The organism is Microbulbifer sp. MCCC 1A16149, from assembly GCF_050368945.1.
Classification (GTDB): domain Bacteria; phylum Pseudomonadota; class Gammaproteobacteria; order Pseudomonadales; family Cellvibrionaceae; genus Microbulbifer.
The window spans coordinates 124,019-143,585 of sequence record NZ_CP185959.1; the positions used below are offsets into that span (position 1 = coordinate 124,019).

Annotated in this window: 14 protein-coding genes; 7 read left to right on the forward strand and 7 right to left on the reverse strand. The window is 59.8% G+C overall.

Annotated elements, in window-relative coordinates:
* Positions 1-43 precede the first annotated feature (43 nt).
* Complete coding sequence (locus tag ACONT6_RS00540) at positions 44-1,162, reverse strand: histidine decarboxylase (protein WP_428819960.1); 1,119 nt, start codon at positions 1,160-1,162, stop codon at positions 44-46.
* Between the two features lie 94 nt (positions 1,163-1,256).
* Positions 1,257-3,605, reverse strand: coding sequence for a Tex family protein (locus tag ACONT6_RS00545; protein ID WP_428819961.1), 2,349 nt, complete (start codon positions 3,603-3,605; stop codon positions 1,257-1,259).
* Positions 3,606-3,976: 371 nt separating this feature from the next.
* On the opposite strand from ACONT6_RS00545, the gene ACONT6_RS00550 reads away from it, so the two are divergent.
* From ACONT6_RS00550 to ACONT6_RS00570, 5 genes are all read left to right on the forward strand, one after another.
* Positions 3,977-5,149, forward strand: a complete 1,173-nt coding sequence (locus ACONT6_RS00550; RefSeq protein WP_428819962.1) for an efflux RND transporter periplasmic adaptor subunit — start codon at positions 3,977-3,979, stop codon at positions 5,147-5,149.
* Positions 5,150-5,151: 2 nt separating this feature from the next.
* Positions 5,152-8,286 (forward strand): efflux RND transporter permease subunit, encoded by a 3,135-nt coding sequence (locus tag ACONT6_RS00555; protein WP_428819963.1) that lies wholly within the window; start codon positions 5,152-5,154, stop codon positions 8,284-8,286.
* A 160-nt stretch (positions 8,287-8,446) separates the two neighbouring features.
* Positions 8,447-9,208, forward strand: coding sequence for a 16S rRNA (uracil(1498)-N(3))-methyltransferase (locus ACONT6_RS00560; RefSeq protein ID WP_428821532.1), 762 nt, complete (start codon positions 8,447-8,449; stop codon positions 9,206-9,208).
* A gap of 21 nt (positions 9,209-9,229) precedes the next feature.
* Positions 9,230-9,592 carry a hypothetical protein gene (locus tag ACONT6_RS00565; RefSeq protein ID WP_181254456.1) on the forward strand — a complete coding sequence of 121 codons (363 nt, stop codon included), beginning with the start codon at positions 9,230-9,232 and terminating at the stop codon, positions 9,590-9,592.
* Positions 9,593-9,613: 21 nt separating this feature from the next.
* The gene (locus tag ACONT6_RS00570) at positions 9,614-10,273 is read left to right on the forward strand and encodes an HAD family hydrolase (RefSeq protein ID WP_428819964.1); all 660 of its coding nucleotides are present in this window, start codon (positions 9,614-9,616) and stop codon (positions 10,271-10,273) included.
* 15 nt (positions 10,274-10,288) lie between these two features.
* On the opposite strand, the gene ACONT6_RS00575 is transcribed toward ACONT6_RS00570, so the two are convergent.
* Positions 10,289-11,041, reverse strand: coding sequence for a hypothetical protein (locus ACONT6_RS00575; RefSeq protein ID WP_428819965.1), 753 nt, complete (start codon positions 11,039-11,041; stop codon positions 10,289-10,291).
* A gap of 245 nt (positions 11,042-11,286) precedes the next feature.
* Between ACONT6_RS00575 and ACONT6_RS00580 the strand changes: the two genes are divergently transcribed.
* Positions 11,287-11,907 carry an OmpA family protein gene (locus ACONT6_RS00580; RefSeq protein WP_428819966.1) on the forward strand — a complete coding sequence of 207 codons (621 nt, stop codon included), beginning with the start codon at positions 11,287-11,289 and terminating at the stop codon, positions 11,905-11,907.
* A gap of 177 nt (positions 11,908-12,084) precedes the next feature.
* On the opposite strand, the gene metF is transcribed toward ACONT6_RS00580, so the two are convergent.
* The 4 genes from metF to ACONT6_RS00600 all read right to left on the reverse strand — a co-directional run bounded on the left by metF (position 12,085) and on the right by ACONT6_RS00600 (position 17,092).
* Positions 12,085-12,924, reverse strand: a complete 840-nt coding sequence (gene metF, locus ACONT6_RS00585) for a methylenetetrahydrofolate reductase [NAD(P)H] (protein ID WP_428819967.1) — start codon at positions 12,922-12,924, stop codon at positions 12,085-12,087.
* 65 nt (positions 12,925-12,989) lie between these two features.
* On the reverse strand, positions 12,990-14,366 hold the full coding sequence (gene ahcY, locus ACONT6_RS00590) for an adenosylhomocysteinase (RefSeq protein ID WP_428819968.1): 1,377 nt from the start codon (positions 14,364-14,366) through the stop codon (positions 12,990-12,992).
* A gap of 81 nt (positions 14,367-14,447) precedes the next feature.
* Complete coding sequence (gene metK, locus ACONT6_RS00595) at positions 14,448-15,668, reverse strand: methionine adenosyltransferase (RefSeq protein ID WP_428819969.1); 1,221 nt, start codon at positions 15,666-15,668, stop codon at positions 14,448-14,450.
* 443 nt (positions 15,669-16,111) lie between these two features.
* Positions 16,112-17,092, reverse strand: a complete 981-nt coding sequence (locus tag ACONT6_RS00600) for a metalloregulator ArsR/SmtB family transcription factor (protein WP_428819970.1) — start codon at positions 17,090-17,092, stop codon at positions 16,112-16,114.
* Between the two features lie 311 nt (positions 17,093-17,403).
* On the opposite strand from ACONT6_RS00600, the gene tkt reads away from it, so the two are divergent.
* Positions 17,404-19,404, forward strand: coding sequence for a transketolase (tkt, locus tag ACONT6_RS00605; protein ID WP_428819971.1), 2,001 nt, complete (start codon positions 17,404-17,406; stop codon positions 19,402-19,404).
* Positions 19,405-19,567: the final 163 nt, after the last annotated feature.

The following is a 19,567-nucleotide window of genomic DNA, read 5'->3' on the forward strand; positions in this document are numbered from 1 at the left end:
TGTGTATCGGGCGGAACGCTGTGCTCTCTCAAGAGGTCACGCTCTACTCTGACGCAGTCGCCAGCATATCTTCGATCAGCTCATCGATCTGTGCGCGGGTGACGTTCGGCATACAGATCACATGGCTTTCCCCATTGGCAGTGGCCAGCTGCCATTTCTGTTTTACCGATTCTGCCACCTGTGGGAATACCACGGTAATCGCATTGGCATTGCGCCAGGCGCTGATGCCTGCGTGGCGCATCTGGGTTTCGGCATAGCTGGCAGTATCCAGTGAATGCTGTACCCGTGCTGCCAGCCCCTCGACCCCCAGAGACTTGATGGTGTGCCACAGTACCAGCGGGGTAAATCCATTGCGCGAGCCGGTGATGGTGGTGTCCAGGTTGCCGATATAGGAGATGGAGCGCGCAATGCGGTCCACATTGCACTTGCGCGCCAGCACGATGCCGCAGGGTATCGGTGAGCCAAAGAACTTGTGGCCGCTGATGGAGATGCTGTCGGCGCCGTCGGCAAAATCGAAGGCGGGGCGCGGATCCATAAACGGCGCCATGCCCCCGCACAGTGCTGCGTCGCTGTGGATGTAGCGCTGGCTGAACGCCATTTCGTCGAGAATGTTGTTGATCTTTTTCAGGTCGTCGCGCGCTTCGGTCATGGTGGTGCCGATATTGGCGAAAATGATCGGCGGAATATCGCGGCGCGCGCGCAATGTCTCGCGCAGATCGTCGTAATCAATCTCGCCGTTTTTCTGCGAGCGGATCATGATGTGGCGCATGCCCAGGAAGTGCAGGTTCTTGGCCACGCTGTAGTGGGTGTCCTGGGAGTAATACACGATGCCCTTGGGCAGCAGTTCCCGCGCCAGGTAGAGTCCGTACAGGTTGCCTTCGGTACCGCCGTTGGTGACGTATCCCCACCAGTCGTTTTCCGGTGCGCGCAGCATCTCCGCAAAAAACGTAATCACGTCGCGCTCGAATCCTCGGCTGTCTACCCGCCAGGTGGAGTCGCTGAACGGATCGCCGAGGTTGTTGAGCGGATAGCGCAGGAATTCCACCAGGTCGTCGAATTCGAAATCCTTGGACACCGGATAGCCGAGGTAGGATTCCGTATTCTCGCGGGTGTTTTCCAGAAATGCCTGCAAGCGGGCGCGGTCGGAGGTTGAAAGTGTCATCTCGCTAAGCCTGTCAATTTTTATAAGAATAGTTTTAACGATCGGGAATAAAAAAGGGCGATCAATGATCGCCCTTTGTAGTGTGAATGGGCTGTTACTTTTTACCCTTCATCGCCGCTGCCAGCAGGTCACCCATGCTGCCGCGACCGCCGTTGCCACCGCCCTGTTGCTGGCGGCTGCGGTTGTTGTGGCGCTGAGCCTGACGGCTCTCGCGGTGGTCGGCTTTCTTGACGCCGCCGCTGCCCTGCTCGCCGGGCTCGTCAGACATGCGCATGGACAGGCCGATACGCTTGCGCGCTACGTCCACTTCCATCACCTTCACCTTGACGATGTCGTTTGCCTTGACCACTTCGTGCGGGTCCTTGACGAACTTCTCGGACAGCGCGGAGATGTGGACCAGGCCGTCCTGGTGCACGCCGATATCCACAAATGCGCCGAAGTTGGTGACGTTGGTGACGGTGCCTTCCAGTACCATGCCCGGGCGCAGGTCCTTGATTTCCTCAACGCCGTCTTCGAACTGGGCGGTGCGGAATTCCGGGCGCGGGTCGCGGCCGGGCTTTTCCAGCTCTGCGATGATGTCTTTCACCGTGGGCAGACCGAATTTTTCGTCGGTGTAGTCCGCCGGGTTCAGGCGGCGCAGGAAGCCGGAGTCGCCGATCAGGCCGTTGATCTCACGACCGTTTTTCTCGGCAATACGTTTGACCACCACGTAGGCTTCCGGGTGCACGCCGGATTTATCCAGCGGGTCTTCGCCGTTGTTGATACGCAGGAAGCCGGCCGCCTGTTCGAAGGCCTTGGGTCCGAGGCGCGGCACTTCCTTCAGTTCCTTGCGGCTCTTGAAGGCGCCGTTCTGGTCGCGGTAAGTCACAATATTGTTGGCAATGGACGCGCTGAGGCCGGATACCCTCGCCAGCAGCGGCGCTGAGGCGGAGTTCAGCTCGGCGCCGACGCCGTTTACACAGTCTTCCACCACCGCGTCCAGGGAGCGCGCCAGCTGAGTCTGGGAAACGTCGTGCTGGTACTGGCCCACACCGATGGACTTCGGTTCGATCTTCACCAGTTCCGCCAGCGGGTCCTGCAGGCGACGGGCGATGGAGATGGCACCGCGGATGGTCACGTCCAGGTCCGGGAATTCTTTCGCCGCGAACTCGGAGGCGGAGTACACAGAGGCGCCTGCCTCGTTCACCATCACTTTTTGCGCGGTCAGCTTGTACTGCTTGATGGTCTCGCCGACAAACTTGTCGGTTTCGCGGCTGGCGGTACCGTTGCCGATGGCGATAAGGCCCACGTCGTATTTGTTGCAGAAGGCGGCGATCACCGCGGCAGATTCCTGAATGCGGTTCTGCGGTGGGGTCGGGTAAATAGCGGTGTGGTCCAGCACCTTGCCGGTAGCGTCAACCACGGCCACTTTCACCCCGGTGCGCAGGCCCGGGTCGAGGCCGATGGTGGCCTTCTGGCCCGCCGGTGCGGCCAGCAGCAGGTCTTTCAGGTTGCGGGAGAACACCTTGATGGCCTCTTCCTCGGCCATTTCGCGCAGCTGGCCCAGCAGATCGGTCTCGAGGCTGGTGAGCAGCTTGATGCGCCAGGTCCAGCGCACCACTTCACCCAACCACTTGTCCGCAGGACGGCCCAGGTCCTCGATGTCCACGTGGCGCGCAATCATCGCTTCGCAGGGGTGGGCCTGTGTCGCGGTGCGCTCTTCGTCGCCCTCCAGCCCCAGATTGATCGCGAGGATACCTTCGTTGCGACCGCGGAAGATGGCCAGGGCGCGGTGGCTGGGCACCTTGGAAAAAGGCTCGGCGTACTCGAAGTAATCGCGGAACTTGGCGCCTTCCTGTTCCTTGCCGTCCAGCAGCTTGGATTTCACCTGGCCCTCGCGGCTCAGGAAGTCCCGCAGCTTGCCCAGCAGCTCGGCGTCTTCGGCAAAGCGCTCCATCAGGATGAACTTGGCACCGTCCAGCGCACCCTTGATGTCTTTGACGTGCAGGGCGGCATCTTCATTGTCGGTGTTGAGGTACTTCTGTGCCTCTTCTTCCGGGTTCAGGCCGGGGTCGGCGTAGAGCGCATCGGCCAGCGGCTCGAGGCCCGCTTCGATGGCGATCTGGCCCTTGGTGCGGCGCTTGGGTTTGTATGGGAGGTAGAGGTCTTCGAGACGGTTCTTGGTGTCGGCGGCATTGATCTGGTTTGCCAGTTCCGGCGTAAGTTTGCCCTGCTCATCGATACTTTTCAGGATCGCGGCGCGGCGCTCTTCCATCTCGCGCAGGTAGCGCAGGCGATCTTCCAGGGTGCGCAGCTGGGAGTCGTCCAGCTCACCGGTGACCTCTTTACGGTAACGGGAAATAAAAGGAACTGTGGCACCTTCGTCCAGCAGTCCTACTGCAGCGGCCACCTGCTGCGGGCGTACATTGAGCTCTTCGGCAATACGGGCGTTGATATCCAGCATCTTGTTATTTACATCCTCAGATGGTGCGCTGGCCCTCGGGCCATCAGTCGAAAATCGGGCGCGCGCTTCCGCCCATAAGGGCAGTATTGAACGGCGCGGAACGGTCAAAAGAGGGCGGCCATTATGGGGCAAGCGGCGGCGTGCACCAAGGCTGAATCTGACACGGAAACCGTGCACAGCGCCCATTTGCGGTCAAGTGCAATTTGTTGCGGTGGTTTGCATCTGGGGACAGTTCCTTTCTGGTTGAACTCCAGTAAAATGCCAAACTAGTTAAATTTTGATCAATGGAAGTGTTTGTGAAGCCCTCGAGTAAAAATAAAGTTCTAGGAATTGTGATCGTCGCCGGTGTGACAGCGATAGCCGCAATTACCATGATGGCGCCCAAACCAGAGGAAAAAGTTGCCGAGGTAGCGCTGCCGCCGTCTGCGGATGTCCTCTATGCGGAGCCGGGTCGTCAAACTCTGCTGGTGCCCAGTCAGGGCTCTGTCCACGCGCGTCACGAGATTGAAGTCGTGGCCCGGGTAGGTGGTGTCATCCAGGGGGTTGATCAGGCGTTCGTACCCGGGGGCTTCTTCGACGAGGGGGATTCCCTGGTACAGATTGAGTCGGCGGATTATCGCCACGCGCTGACCCGCAGTGAGTCCCAGGTGGCCAATGCCGCCGCCACCCTGGCGCAGGAGCAGGGGCGTGCCAAACAGGCCAAGCGCGAATGGCGTGATCTGGGCAGCGATGCGGCCAACCGCCTCTTCCTGCGCAAACCGCAACTGGCCGCTGCTGAGGCCGCGCTGGCGGCAGCGAAGGCCGACCGCGATCAAGCCAAACTGGATCTGCAGCGCACGTCAGTACGCGCCCCGTTTGCCGGTCGCGTGGTGGAGACCCTGGTCGATATCGGCCAGTACGTGACTCCGGGTACCAAGCTCGCGCGTATTCACAGTGTGGGTGTGGCGGAAGTGCGTCTGCCCCTGACCGACCATCAGCTTTCCCTGCTGGACCTGCCCCTTGGTCGCGCCATTGAAAGTGGCCCGGCCGTGCGTTTCGTTGCCAATCTTGCCGGCAAACAGCGCGAGTGGCGTGGACAGATCGTGCGCACCGAGGCCGCCATCGATCCGAATAGCCGTTTTGTATACGCGGTGGCACAGGTACAGAACCCTTACCAGGGCGATGTGCCGCTGATCAATGGCCTGTTCGTGGAGGCACATATTGCCGGCAAGACCTACGACGATATCACCCTGTTGCCGCGCCAGGCGTTGCACGAGGGGGATCACATCCTGGTGCTGAATGAGGAAAACCAGCTGGGCATCAAGTCTGTGGAGTTGCTGCAGGTGGTTGGCGACCAGGTTTGGCTGCGCGGCGATATTGCCACCGGCGACAAAGTAGTTGTTTCCAGTCTTGGCTATTCCCGTGAGGGCATGGTGCTGACTCCCAATCCTCTCAATGAAAAGCCTTCTGGCCTGATCCTTGGCGACACCGCGGAAGACGACGGTGAGCCTGAGGCCGAAGAAGCCGCCGGCAGTTCCACTGCGTCCGCTAAAGGAGTCTTCTGATCATGCAGGGCATCATCGGGTGGTTCGTCCGCAACAGTAAGGCCGCCAACTTGTTGATGATCATGATCATCATCGGCGGCATCTTCGGTATCCAGAGTATTGGCCGCCAGGTATTTCCTTCGGGATCCTCGGATACGGTTGCGGTGGAAATCTCCTATCCCGGCGCGGGACCTGCGGAAGTCGAGCAGCAGGTAACGGTACGGGTAGAGCAGGCGATTGCCGAGGTGAAGGGGATCAAGGAGATCAATTCCTACTCCCGTCGCAGTCACTCCTCGGTGCAGGTTCAGGCCGTGCAGGGCTACGACCAGCTGCGCCTGCTCAATGACATCAAGGTCAAGGTCGACAGCATCAATACCTTCCCTCTCGATATCGAGCGCCCGGTGGTCCAGGTGCATGAGTGGGAACAGCAGATGATGCATATCGCCATCGGTGGCGATGTGTCCGAGCGCCAGCTGAAGCAGACCGCAATCAGGCTGCGCGATGGCCTGCTGCTGCAGAAGGGCGTGCGCAGGGTCGATATCTGGGGTGAGCGTGCCGATGAGATGGCGATTGAGGTTTCCGAAATCGACCTGCGCCGCTACAACCTGACATTCGAGGACGTGGCGAACGCCGTGAGCCGCTCTTCCCTGGACCTGCCTGCCGGCACGATCCGTTCGGATCGCGGCGATATCCAGGTGCAGACGCGCGGTCAGGCGTATTCCGCGGAGGATTTTGGCCTGATTCCGGTACGCAGCCGTGCCGATGGCACCCAGTTGCTGCTGCGTGACGTCGCCACGATTCGCGACGGCTTCGAGGAAGAGGGTTCGGTGATCCGCTTCAACGGCAAGCCGGCAATGAACCTTCGTGTGTTGCAGGGCGAACCACTGGATGTGGTCGCCACCGCCGAGCGTGTGCGCAATTTTGTCGAAGATGCGCGCAAGGATCTGCCCGCGGGCATGCAGCTGGAAATCTGGTCGGACCTGTCCGAGCTGTATTCGGATCGCATGAGCCTGCTGCTAAACAATGCCTTCGGCGGTCTGGTGCTGGTGTTTGTGTTGCTGATGCTGTTCCTGCGCCCGGCGCTGGCGGTATGGGTGACCGCCGGTATTGCCACGGCCTTTCTGGGCGCGTTCTGGTTGTTGCCTCTGACCGGCGTGACCCTGAACATGCTGTCCCTGTTTGCGTTCCTGCTGATTCTCGGGATCGTGGTGGACGATGCCATTATTGTCGGTGAGGCGGTACACGCGGCTCACGATCGCGGCCTGACCGGGCTGCAGGCAGCGGATGAAGGGGTCAAGCAGGTTTCCAAACCGGTGATCTTTGCCGTGGTGTCCACCATGGTGTTCTTCCTGCCATTCCTGTTCCTGCCCGGCGGTGCCGCGCAGATGGCGCTGTCACTGGCGGCGGTGGTGCTGTTGTGTCTGGCGTTCTCGCTGGTAGAGTCCCTGCTGATCCTGCCGGCCCACCTGGTGGGGATGAAGCCGGAGCAGCCTGCCCGCTCGGGCCTGGGGCGCAAATTGCAGGCGGTGCGCGGGCAGTTTGCCGGCGCACTGAAAATGGTGAATGAGCGCTACTACGCGCCGTTGCTGGAAAAGTCCCTGCGCAGCAGCCGTGTCACCGTGATGGTGTTTTTCTTTGCCCTGGCAGGTGCCGTGGCGATCTACGCCGGCGGTTACCTCAAGTCCAGTTTTATGCCGGATGTGGCGTCTGACATGTTGCGCCTGAATACCACCATGGCCGCAGGGGAGCCCTTCGAGGAGGCATCCCGGGTTATGGACAAGTTTGTCTCCGCTGCCGACAAACTGGCGCAGGATGAAGAGATGCTGGCGAAGAACAACGGCAAGCCGTTTGTGAAGAGCAGTGTGACGTTCCTGTGGCGCGGCAACGTTACTGTGTTGTTGCAACTGATGCCCGGTGAGGAGCGCGATGTTTCGCCGGAAGAGCTCGCTCAGCGCTGGCGCCAGTACATCGGTGATGTGCCTGCGAGTGTCGAGGAGATGCGTATTGCCCACAGCATCAATGATTCCGGCCCGAGCATGTCTCTGCACCTGAGTACTGCCTCCGGGGATATGGCGGAAATGCGCCGCGCTGCTGACGAAGTGAAGAAGAAGCTTGCCAGCTACGAGGGCATTTACGATGTGCGCGATAACCTCAGCAGTGCGCGCCAGGATGTCGAGATTCAACTGAAGCCGCACGCCAGTAATATGGGAGTGAATCTGACCAGCGTTGCCCGCCAGGTACGCCAGGGCTTCTACGGCGTAGAGGTGCAGCGTATTCCTCGCGGAAGTGAGGATGTGCGGGTGATGGTGCGTTATCCGCAGGAAGAGCGTGCCAATGAGGAGCAGATCGATCGTGTGCGGATTCGCACCAACGAGGGTGAGGTGCCGTTCAGTGCGGTGGCCGATGCGGTATATGTACCGGGCTTCACCACCATCCGGCGCAATGACCGCGAGCGCGCGGTACGTATCACTGCCGAGATCCTGCCCGGCACCACCGAGTCGTTCAAAGTGCTGGAAGACCTGCGCAAGAACGCCTTCGCGGACTGGGAGCGTCGCTATCCGGGCTTCAGCCTGAAGACCTCCGGGCAGATGCAGGAAGAGAAGGAGTTCAACAGCGCGATGATGGCATTCTTCGTGCTGGCGCTGTTTGCGATCTACGCGCTGCTGGCAATTGCCTTCCGCTCCTACTCGCAGCCGCTGCTGATCCTGACGGCGGTACCGTTTGGTTTCTTCGGCGCCATCGTCGGTCACCTGCTCACCGGGCACAACATCAGCCTGATGTCGATGCTCGGTTTCCTCGCCGCTGCGGGGGTTGTGGTGAACGATAACCTGGTGTTGATGGACCGCATCAACCAGCTGCGCGCGGGCGGTATGCAAGTGCTGGAAGCGGTGAAGCAGGCGGGGCACGATCGCTTCCGTCCGATCATCCTGACGTCTATCACCACATTTGTCGGATTGGTGCCGATTATGTTCGAGCGCTCGATCCAGGCCCAGTTCCTGATTCCAATGGTGGTCAGCCTGGCGTTCGGGGTGCTGTTTGCAACGGCGGTCACCCTGATCCTGGTGCCAAACCTGTACAAGGTTATCGAGATACTCCGGGTCAAGGTGAAAGGCGACAAGGTTTCCGAAGAGCTGCCCGTGAGCTTTGAGAAAGCCTGATAGATAACCGCCACTGGGCTTGTAGGGCCCGGTGGCGGCCTGTGACCGGGACGGGGTGATCACAGTCTGGCCCGCCGGCATCTGTAGGGATGCCACCTACAACTTCTCCCGCTCCTGTATTACCCTTCACGCAACTCTGTTCCGCTCTCAGGATCTATCTTTGCGTATTCCCCGTATTTTTTCCGCCGAGCCATTGGCGGGTAAAACCGAAGTCCAATTAGACGAAGCTGCATCGCGTCATCTGGTGAAAGTTCTGCGCCTCGGCCCCGGCCGGCCGCTGATCCTGTTTGACGGCGAGGGCGGTGAATATACGGCGGAACTGCTGGAGGCGGGGAAGAAGGCGCGTGCGAAAGTCGGCGACTACTGCGAAGATGATCGCCAGTCACCGCTGGCAATCACTCTCGCCATTGGTATCAGCCGTGGCGACCGTTTCGACTGGGTAATCCAGAAGGCCACGGAGCTGGGGGTGAAGGATATCCAGCCGCTGTTTACCGAGCGCTGTGAAGTAAAACTCTCCGGCGACCGGCTGCAAAAAAAGCTGGGCCAGTGGCAGCAGATTGCCATCAGTGCCTGCGAGCAGAGCGCCCGCAACCGGGTGCCGGAGATTCTGCCGCCGATGAAGTTGCCGCAGTACCTCGATGAGCAGCGCGATTCGGTGGATGGTGATGCGGCCGGCAATACACTGAAACTGGTGCTGCACCACCGCACCGAGGAGACGCTGGCGCAGCTGGAGCAGCAACTGGGACGGCCCAGGTCGACGCTGTTGCTGGTGGGGCCTGAAGGCGGGCTCTCGGCGGAGGAAATTGAGCTGGCGCTGGGGCGCGGGTTCCACGCGCTGCGCCTGGGGCCGCGGGTGCTGCGCACCGAGACGGCGCCGGTGGCGGCGCTGTCTGTACTGCAGTTTCAATGGGGTGATTTTTAGAGCTTTTTGCAAGGAGCAAAAATGAAAGCGATAGTCTGGTTGATCGGTGTTGCGATAACCGCGATGTCTGTGCTGATTATTCTCAAGCCGCAGATCGCGCGCGATATCAGCGAGCGTATGAATCCGCAGTTGTTCTATTTCGCCGCCTGGGCACGCATTGTGATCGGCATGATATTCCTGCTGATTTCCGATACCCGCAGCTGGGGCACGCTGTTCAATGTACTGGGGATTCTGCTGGTAGTGGTCGGCGCCTATGCGTTGCAGGCGGGTTACGAGCGTACGCGGGAGTTTGTGCTGGGTGTGGTGCACGGCAATGAAAACCTGGTGCGGGTAGCCGGCGCGGTGGGTGTGTTGATCGGGGTATTGTTGATATCCGCCACCTGAGTTTTGTAGTAAGGAAGTTTGATGGGTAACCCGTTTTCAGAAACCCGCCTGGTGATCTTTGATTGTGACGGCGTGCTGGTGGATAGCGAGACTATCGTGTGTCGCGTGCTGGCGGAGGAGATGACCAAGCTGGGGATGCCGGCAACGGCGGAGGAACTGGACGAGCAGTTCAGTGGCCGGCCGTCGCGGGATTGTATTCTCGATATCGAGGCGCGCTACGGTGGCCCGCTGCCGGAGTCCTATTTTCACACCACGGAAAGCCGTATCCGCCGCGCTTTTCACGAGGAGCTGGAGCCCGTCACCGGTATCCACGAGGTACTGGAAAAACTGCAGGGTACAGACCTGCAATCCTGTGTGGCCTCTTCGGGGCCGCATGCGAAAATGCAGATCACCCTGAACAAGACGGGCCTGTGGGATTTCTTCGAGGGGCGTATTTTCAGTGCGGATGATGTGGGCCGCGGCAAGCCCTGGCCGGACTTGTTCCTGCACAGCGCGCGCCAGTTCGAGGTGGAACCGCAGCACTGCCTGGTAGTGGAGGATTCCATCGCCGGGGTGAAGGCGGCGGTGGCTGCGGGTATGCCGGTTATTGGCTACAGCCACAACAGCGCGCGCGGCCGTCAGCTGGAAGCCGAGGGCGCGCGGGTGATCCATGATATGCAGTTGCTGCTGGATTACCTCTGAATTAGGAAATGATTTTTACTGGGTCAGGCGGATATCCACCGAGGCGCTGCGGCGGGTGTCCTTGTCATCCACAAAGGTGCGGGTGTAACGCAGCTGGTAGATGCCGTTGGCCACGAGATCGTCTACCAGGCCCGGTGGCAACATCACGGTTTCTTTCAGGGTACTTTGCCCTTCGGCCACCAGCGGCTGCGACACCTCGTATACAACCCTGTCTCCCACCAGAAACTGCCCACTTTCGGACACGGCATTGATACTGCCGATATCGCCGTCGAGGCTCCACGCCAACATCATCTGCCGGGATTTACTGCTCACGGTCTGGGAGGGCGGGGAAGCCTGGACCTGCGCGAGTCGTCCGCTGGCATTCAGGTCGAACAGGATGTGATTGGAAAGACTGCCGGCGGCGCCGGCAAACACGCGCCGGTAACCGACCCTGCGGACACCCTTGGCATGCCAGCTGCGCGCCTGTTCCGGTGAAATCTGCACCACTTCCGTCACCACGCCGCGGTCGCCACTGAACTCGAGTATGCGGTCCACAACCGCCAGCTCCTTGTTGTTGTCCAGATTAACGAATACGCCCCTGGGCGATGCTGCGCCGCCTTTACTGGCCACCCGCCAGGTGACTTTTTCCTGATACCCCTCACTGGCATTCAGCCAGCCATCTCCGGGATCGACGGTGACAATCTGCTGGGCATTTACCGACGAACCAAAAATCGCGGCAATCACAATCGCGATTGCGCCGATTAGCGTCAGGATCATCTGTTTGTTCATCGCGGTCTCCCTGGCGATCCGAGCCCTTCAAAATAGTCGGGCATTCGTAAAAGTATCGTAAAGGTATAAGGTGCCTGTGATCATCTCAGAAATCACCCGTCGCGACTAATGCCGGCAGCTGAGTGCCGGTTTGCTCTCGTTCGGGAAAGTTACGGATTGACGGGGGGCGATCCTAGAATGCGTCGGACTTGTGAAATCGATAATTGAACAGATGAACCCCTGAGAAACCAAGAGGAGCTGGCCCTATGCCTGCACCCCTTAGCGCCACCTGTAAGTCGATCGTCCGTCAATATCCGCGCTGGGCGTCGTTTCTGATACTGATTCCCTCGCTGCTACTGAGCGGCTGTCCGGACCCCACCAAGAAATACACCCTCGACCCCCGCGACCTGGTCAGCAATGGTCTGGGTGAACAGTCTGCGCGCACAGCGGCGCCGTTTGGCGATGACATGGTGCGCTACCTGATGGGGCAGACGCGGGAGGCGGGCGATACCTTCGTGCTGGATGTGGATTTCGAGCCCGGTGGCTTTGCGCCGCGAATGGACACCCTCGGAGACGTGGAAGCACTGCTAGTGATTATGCGCGACTTTCCCAAACTTAAAATCGTCGTGGAAGGGCACACGGACAACGCCGGCGACTCGAAGAAAAACCGCAAGCTGTCGCAGTGGCGAGCCAACTGGGTGAAACAGTTTTTACTGGAGCGCGGTATTGATGAGGAGCGGGTTGAGGCGGCAGGTCTGGGGGATTCCGATCCGGTTGCCGACAATGATACCCAGCGGGGTAGGGAGCAAAACCGGCGGCTGGTGGTGCGCGTGATCGATTTTGATGGCAAGCCGATCAATGTGTGGATGGATGGCCCGAAAAAATAGTCTGCTGGGCGTAGGCCGGTGGCGATGTCGCTGCCGGGGATCGCTTTGTGAGTCACGCCGTGAACCCATCCCTGGGGGCTCTTCTAAAACATCCCTGTTTTAGAAGGTCTCACAAAGCGATCCCCGGCATCGCCATCTGCGCTTCTTAGCACATAGCTCTATTCTGTGTGGTTAGGCTTACTGGGCGATATTTAGATCCAGCGCTTTCAATATATCCGCGGTCGGTCCCACCTGATTCATGGTGTAAAAATGCAGGCCGGGCGCGCCGCCATCCAGCAGGGTTTCACACAGGTCGGTAACGATTTCCAGTCCCAGCTTCTTCACGTCTTCCGGATCGCGGAAGCTCTCCATACGGTATTTCAGCCAGCGCGGGATTTCCGCTCCGCAGTTGCGCGAGAAGCGCGCGAGATTGGTGAAATTGGTGATTGGCATGATGCCCGGGTAGATGGGGGCGTCGATACCGGCTTTCTCGCACTGGTCGAGGAAGTAGAAGTAGGCATCCGGGTTGTAGAAGTACTGGGTCAGCGCGCTGTTGGCGCCGGCCTCGAACTTGCCCTTGAGAAAACGGATGTCGTCGTCGTAGCTTTCTGCTTCCGGGTGAATCTCCGGATAGGCCGCCACTTCCAGATGGAAGTGATCGCCGGTATGGCGGCGGATGAATGCCACCAGCTCATTGGCGTACACCAGCTGTGCTACCGAGCCCATGCCCGAGGGCATATCACCGCGCAGGGCGACAATGCGGTCAACGCCCGCTTCCTTGTAGCGCTCTAGCAGGCCCAGCACGATCTCTTCGTTGTCGCCGCCGAAGGACAGGTGCGGTGCGATGGAAATGCCATCCTTGCGCAGACTGGTGACGATATTTGCGGTGGTGTCGCGGGTGGTGCCGCCGGCGCCGTAGGTGACCGAGAAAAACTCGGGGTTGAATACCTGCAGCTGTTCGCGGGTGTTATACAGTTTGTCCCGGCCCTCTTCGGTTTTCGGCGGGAAAAATTCAAAACTGATACGTAACTTGCTCATTGTTCTATTCCATTCCCTCGGCACACTGGATCCCGGAGCTGGCCCGGGATCCAGTGTGGAGGTCTTTAATACTTGTAGCTTTCCGGCTTGTAAGGGCCGTCAACAGAAACGCCGATGTACTTGGCCTGGTCTTCGGTCATGCGGGTAATCACACCGCCAAAACCTTCCACCATGTACTTCGCCACTTCCTCGTCCAGGTGCTTGGGCAATACTTTCACGTACAGTGCAGAAACCTTCTGGTCTGCCGGCAGGTCGGCAAATTTTTCGTTGTACAGGTGGATCTGTGCCAGCACCTGGTTGGCGAAGGAGCCGTCCATGATGCGGCTGGGGTGGCCGGTGGCGTTGCCCAGGTTTACCAGGCGACCTTCGGACAGCAACAGCAGGTGATCGTTGGTTTCCGCGTTGCGCACGATCTTGTGTACCTGCGGTTTTACTTCCTGCCACTCCCAGTTTTTACGCATGAAAGCGGTGTCGATCTCATTGTCGAAGTGGCCGATATTGGAAACCACGGCGCCGGACTTGAGTGCTTTCAGCATATTCGCATCGCACACGTTGACGTTGCCGGTGGTGGTAACGATCAGGTCGGTGTTCGCCAGCAGTTCCTTGTTGATGCAGGACTCGCTGCCATCGTTTACGCCGTTGATATAAGGAGATACCAGTTCGTAGCCGTCCATACAGGCCTGCATGGCGCAGATGGGGTCTACCTCGGTTACCTTAACGATCATGCCTTCCTGACGCAGGGAAGCGGCGGAGCCTTTACCCACGTCGCCGTATCCAATCACCAGCGCTTTCTTGCCAGACAGCAGGTGGTCGGTACCGCGCTTGATAGCATCGTTCAGGCTGTGGCGACAGCCGTACTTGTTGTCGTTTTTGCTCTTGGTGACGGAGTCGTTCACGTTGATTGCCGGAACCTTGAGGGTGCCCGCTTTCAGCATGTCCTGCAGACGGTGCACACCGGTGGTGGTTTCCTCGGAAATACCGTGACACTTGTCCAGCAGCTCCGGGTACTTGCGGTGCAGTAGTTCGGTAAGGTCGCCGCCGTCGTCCAGGATCATGTTGGGCTGCCAGCCGGCAACATCGGCACCGATGGTGCGCTCGAGACACCACTCGTACTCCTCCTCGGTTTCGCCTTTCCAGGCAAATACCGGGATGCCGGACGCTGCGATGGCTGCCGCAGCGTGGTCCTGGGTAGAGAAAATGTTACAAGAGGACCAGCGTACTTCCGCACCCAGGGCGACCAGGGTTTCGATCAGTACTGCAGTCTGGATGGTCATGTGGATACAGCCCATGATGCGGGCGCCTGCCAGCGGCTGTTCCGCGCGGTATTTTTCGCGCAGGGTAATCAGCGCGGGCATTTCGCCTTCCGCAATTTCAATTTCCATGCGGCCCCAATCGGCGAGGGAAATGTCGGCTACTTTGAAGTCTTTAAATTCAGTGCTCATCTGGTTCATTACCTAATTCTCTGAGTTGTCGCTCTGGTTGTGCCGAGCGTTGTGGGCGGGCTTTTGGCCCGCCTGTTCAAATCAAATACCTGCCTGTGCGCGCAGGGTTTCCGCCTTGTCGGTTTTTTCCCACGGGAAGGCGGTGAAGGTTTCGGTCTGCTCGTGGCCGTTGCTGTCCACCCACTTGTAGGTGTGCTCAAACGGCTCGCGGCCGAAGTGACCGTAGGCCGCGGTCAGCTGGTACATCGGGTGCAGCAGGTCCAGGGCCTTGGAGATGGCGTAGGGGCGCAGGTCGAAGTTCTCGCGCACCAGCTCAATCAGGCGCTCGTCGCTTACCTTGCCGGTGCCGAAGGTGTTGATGGACACGGAGGTCGGCTCGGCCACGCCGATGGCGTAAGACACCTGAATTTCACAGCGGCTGGCGAGGCCGGCGGCCACAATATTCTTGGCCACGTAACGACCGGCGTAGGCTGCAGAGCGGTCAACCTTGGACGGGTCTTTGCCGGAGAAAGCGCCGCCGCCGTGACGGGCGGAACCACCGTAGGTGTCGACGATGATCTTGCGGCCGGTGAGACCACAGTCGCCCACCGGACCACCGATGACAAACTTGCCGGTGGGGTTGATGTGGAACTTGGTGTTCTCGTGCAGCAGCTCGGCGGGCAGCACGTGGTGCACGATCAGTTCCATCACTGCTTCGCGCAGGTCGTCCTGGGAAATCTCTTCGTTGTGCTGGGTAGACAGCACTACTGCATCGATCGCGCACGGCTTGCCGTTTTCGTCGTAGCGGAAAGTAACCTGACTTTTGGCGTCCGGGCGCAGCCACGGCAGCAGGCCGGTTTTGCGCGCTTCAGCCTGGCGCTCTACCAGACGGTGAGCATAGTAGATCGGGGAGGGCATGAAGGTCGGGGTTTCGTCGGTGGCGTAGCCGAACATCAAGCCCTGGTCACCAGCACCCTGGTCTTCCGGTTTTACACGGTCGACGCCCTGGGCGATATCCACGGACTGTTTGCCGATCACGTTGATCACACCACAGGTTTCGCCGTCGTAACCGACGTCGGACGAGGTGTAACCGATATCGGTGATGACCTTGCGCACCAGGTCTTCGAGGTCGACCCAGGCGGAGGTGCTGATTTCACCGGCGATCACTGCGATACCGGTTTTCACCAGGGTCTCACAGGCAACGCGCGCATTCTTGTCGCGCGCCAGCAGGGCGTCCAGAACCGCGTCGGAAATCTGGTCGGCAATTTTGTCCGGATGTCCTTCGGATACGGATTCCGAAGTAAAGATACTGTATTCACTCATTGTGAGTTTCTCCTTTCGCGCAGTAATGCGCCTGACTTATTCCGCTGCTGGCGGTTATAAAATTTGCTCGGCCCTGTGGCTTTTGGCCCGGAGCTTGGTTCCTGTTACTGGGCGTCCAAGGTGCCGGTGAAAGGTTTCAAAACCGCTGTGAATACATCCCTGTACGCTGCGTCGGCGCCGTCCATGGCGCCGATGCTTTTGAAACCTTTCACCGGCACCTTGGCCTTCAAATTTTGTATTTCGGTACTTCGTCGCTATTTATGCTTACGAAGTTCATTTGTTCGTTGCTAAGCCACAGTGCCGGGTGCAGCTCTTCGGAAGCGTCGGCAACAGGGATGTTGCCGACGCAGCGTACAGGGACGTATTCACAGCGGTTCCGAAGAGCTGCACCCGGTGCTGTGGCGCCCGCAAGCCAAAACAAAGCTCCAAAGAAGCGGCGAAGCTCAGGATCCCTTAACAAACTCCTGAATTTGAATCTGAAAGCCGTTGCGCAGGGCGCTGTGCTCACTGCGTCCCTTCTGCAGGCCGGCCTCGGCCGCCCACTCAATTAACTGTTGCGGAGCAAAGCCCAGCCACAGGTCGCCACAGGCATCCCGGGCCCAGTCCTGCTTGTGATCGTGCAGCTCCGTAATCAACAGCTGTCCGCCCACTTTCAACGACTTCTGCAAATCGTGAAAAATCTGTGCCGGCTCCGGCGTGTGGTGCAAAACCATATTCACCACAATCGCATCGCAACTTTCCGGACGAGACGCCGCCGCACGGGTGTCGTCGCACACGAACTCGATATTCTGCAGGCCCTGCTCATCCGCAAATGCCTGCGCTCGCTCCAGCATCGTCTGCGACAGGTCCAGCGCAGTCACCGTGCCGAAGCGGCTTGCCAGTTCCTCGAGAAATTCCCCTTCACCAGGGCCCACCTCCAGCGCGTGACGCCCCGGTTTCAACATCTGTGCTACTTGCGGACCGTAGACGCTATAACTGGCGATCAACTCCTGCTGCTCGCGGAAGCGATTGCCGTAATCCGCGAAAAAGCGGCGCGAGGCCTCGGCGCGTTCCGCGGCAATCCGCGCAACGGTTTCCGCGCGGGCCTCGGTGAGCGCCAGCTGGTCAAGGCCGGCGAAGAGCTGTTGCAGCAGTTCGCTACCCGCGGTGCGGCGGTAGAACAGGTTGTTGCCCTCGCGGCGCTTGCTCACCAGGCCTGCCTGCGCGAGCACTTTCAGGTGGTGGGACAGCGCCGGCTGGCGCAGGTCGAAGATGCGACACAGCTCCAGCACGCTGTAGGAGTCCTGGGCTAGCAGGCGCAGAATCTCCAAGCGCAGGGGATCCCCGGCGGCCTTTAAGGTCGCCGCCAGCTGTGGAATCTGGGCGCTGGCGTGTGCTTCACGCTCGGCGCTGGCACTGCCGCTGGAACTACTGGAAGTAAGCATGGCGGGGAGTCTAGCAGCGCTTTTGAGCTATATCAAAATATTTTGATTTAGGTGCATTGAATTTTTTTGATGCAGGTGCGGGCAAATCCCCAAAGGGCGCCCATATTGCGATTCATTAGGAAAATGTTGCTGCCGCGGCCTGATAATTGGCCTCGCAGCCTTTGCGCCCGGCGGGGTATTACGGGAAAATACGCCCCCCGATTTGCCGCCGGCCAGTGCCGGTGCAGAAGTGGAATTGCGGCAAACTGGCCGTCAGAGCCGGGCCCGCAGCGCATCTGATGAACCGAAGATCCCCAAACCGAGAATTCCCTATGTCTTCTACTCCGTCTCGCACAGAAAAGGCCAACGCCATCCGCGCCCTGTCCATGGATGCGGTCCAGAAAGCCAAAAGCGGCCACCCCGGCGCGCCCATGGGTATGGCAGATATCGCTGAAGTGCTGTGGAACGACTATCTGAAGCACAACCCGGCCAACCCCGAGTGGGCTGACCGCGACCGCTTTGTGCTGTCCAACGGCCACGGTTCCATGCTGCTGTATTCCCTGCTGCACCTGACAGGTTACGACCTGTCCATCCACGAGCTGCAGAACTTCCGCCAGCTGCATTCCAAAACCCCGGGCCACCCGGAGTACGGTTACGCGCCGGGCGTTGAAACCACCACCGGCCCGCTGGGTCAGGGCATCACCAATGCCGTGGGCTTCGCCCTGGCCGAGAAAGTGCTGGCGGCCCAGTTCAACCGCGAAGGCTACGAACTGGTCGATCACCACACCTACTGTTTCCTGGGCGACGGCTGCCTGATGGAAGGCATCTCCCACGAAGCCTGCTCCCTGGCCGGCACCCTGGGCCTGGGCAAGTTGATCGCGTTCTACGACGACAACGGCATTTCCATCGACGGTGAAGTAGAAGGCTGGTTCACCGACGACACACCCAAGCGTTTCGAATCCTACGGCTGGCACGTGATTCCGGGCGTGGATGGCCACGATCCCGCCGCCATCAAAGCCGCCATCGAAGAAGCCCGCGCGGAAACCGGCAAGCCCACCATTATCTGCTGCAAGACCGTGATCGGCTTCGGCTCCCCCAACAAGCAGGGCCGCGAAGAGTGTCACGGCGCACCGCTGGGCGACGAAGAGATCGCACTGGTGCGTGAAACCCTGGGCTGGAAACACGAGCCCTTCGTCATCCCCGAAGACCTGTATCACGCCTGGGACGGCCGCGCCAAAGGCGGCGAACAGGAAGACGAGTGGAACGACATCTTCGAAGACTATAAAGAAGCCCACCCGGAACTGGCCGAAGAGTTTGTACGCCGCATGAAAGGCGACCTGCCCGCTGACTTCCTCGCCAAGGCCGACGAGTACATCAAGCAGTGCCAGGCTGACGGCGACAAGATTGCCTCCCGTAAAGCCAGCCAGAACACCCTGAACGCGTTCGGCCCGCTGTTGCCAGAATTCCTCGGCGGTTCTGCCGACCTCGCCGGTTCCAACCTCACCATCTGGTCCGGCGCCAAAGGTGTAAGTGCCGACGATGCCTCCGGCAACTACGTCTACTACGGCGTACGTGAATTCGGCATGAGCGCAATCATGAACGGCATCGCCCTGCACGGCGGCTTCGTTCCCTATGGCGCCACCTTCCTGATGTTCATGGAATACGCCCGCAACGCCGTGCGCATGGCCGCCCTGATGAAGCAGAAGGTCGTGTTCGTATACACCCACGACTCCATCGGCCTCGGCGAAGACGGCCCCACCCACCAGCCGGTAGAACAGCTCACCGCACTGCGTTCCACCCCGAACCTGCAGACCTGGCGCCCCTGTGATGCCACCGAGTCCGCGGTGAGCTGGAAAATGGCCGTATCCCGCAGCGACGGCCCCAGCGCCCTCATCTTCAGCCGCCAGGGCCTCGCCCCGCAGGCGCGCACCGACGAGCAGCTGGCCAACGTCGAGAAGGGTGGTTACATCCTGCGTGATAGCGACGGCGAACCGGAAGCGATCATCATCGCCACCGGCTCTGAAGTAGAACTGGCCGTAGCCGCTGCCGACCAGCTCGCTGGCCGCAAGGTGCGCGTTGTTTCCATGCCCTGCGCCGAAGCCTTCTCTGCCCAGAGCGCCGACTACCGCGAATCCGTACTGCCTTCCAGCGTGCGCGCCCGCGTCGCTGTGGAAGCTGGTCACAAGGACTACTGGTACAAGTTCGTCGGCTTCGATGGCGCCATCATCGGCATGGAAACCTTCGGTGAATCCGCGCCAGCTGGTGACCTGATGAAGCACTTCGGCATCACTGCCGAGAAGGTTGTGGAAGCGGTTGAAGGACTGCTGAAGTAATAACGGGCCCAGGCTAACGAAGCTCTGTGGTTTGAATAGAAGGGCAGGTGCTTGGGGCGGGTTTTCAGGATCGTCGGCAACAGGGATGTTGCCGACGAAGCGTACAGGGACGTATTCACAGCGGTCCTGAAAACCCGTCCCCAGTACCTGACCGCCACCGCAC

What these genes read in the sequence shown, in the direction of transcription:
- ACONT6_RS00570 (WP_428819964.1), top strand. Translation starts at nt 9,614, where the DNA reads ATGGGTAACCCGTTTTCAGAAACCCGCCTGGTGATCTTTGATTGTGAC.
- metK (WP_428819969.1), bottom strand. Translation starts at nt 15,668, where the DNA reads ATGAGTGAATACAGTATCTTTACTTCGGAATCCGTATCCGAAGGACAT.
- ahcY (WP_428819968.1), bottom strand. Translation starts at nt 14,366, where the DNA reads ATGAGCACTGAATTTAAAGACTTCAAAGTAGCCGACATTTCCCTCGCC.
- metF (WP_428819967.1), bottom strand. Translation starts at nt 12,924, where the DNA reads ATGAGCAAGTTACGTATCAGTTTTGAATTTTTCCCGCCGAAAACCGAA.
- ACONT6_RS00600 (WP_428819970.1), bottom strand. Translation starts at nt 17,092, where the DNA reads ATGCTTACTTCCAGTAGTTCCAGCGGCAGTGCCAGCGCCGAGCGTGAA.
- ACONT6_RS00565 (WP_181254456.1), top strand. Translation starts at nt 9,230, where the DNA reads ATGAAAGCGATAGTCTGGTTGATCGGTGTTGCGATAACCGCGATGTCT.
- ACONT6_RS00545 (WP_428819961.1), bottom strand. Translation starts at nt 3,605, where the DNA reads ATGCTGGATATCAACGCCCGTATTGCCGAAGAGCTCAATGTACGCCCG.
- ACONT6_RS00550 (WP_428819962.1), top strand. Translation starts at nt 3,977, where the DNA reads ATGATGGCGCCCAAACCAGAGGAAAAAGTTGCCGAGGTAGCGCTGCCG.
- ACONT6_RS00580 (WP_428819966.1), top strand. Translation starts at nt 11,287, where the DNA reads ATGCCTGCACCCCTTAGCGCCACCTGTAAGTCGATCGTCCGTCAATAT.
- tkt (WP_428819971.1), top strand. Translation starts at nt 17,404, where the DNA reads ATGTCTTCTACTCCGTCTCGCACAGAAAAGGCCAACGCCATCCGCGCC.
- ACONT6_RS00555 (WP_428819963.1), top strand. Translation starts at nt 5,152, where the DNA reads ATGCAGGGCATCATCGGGTGGTTCGTCCGCAACAGTAAGGCCGCCAAC.
- ACONT6_RS00575 (WP_428819965.1), bottom strand. Translation starts at nt 11,041, where the DNA reads ATGAACAAACAGATGATCCTGACGCTAATCGGCGCAATCGCGATTGTG.
- ACONT6_RS00540 (WP_428819960.1), bottom strand. Translation starts at nt 1,162, where the DNA reads ATGACACTTTCAACCTCCGACCGCGCCCGCTTGCAGGCATTTCTGGAA.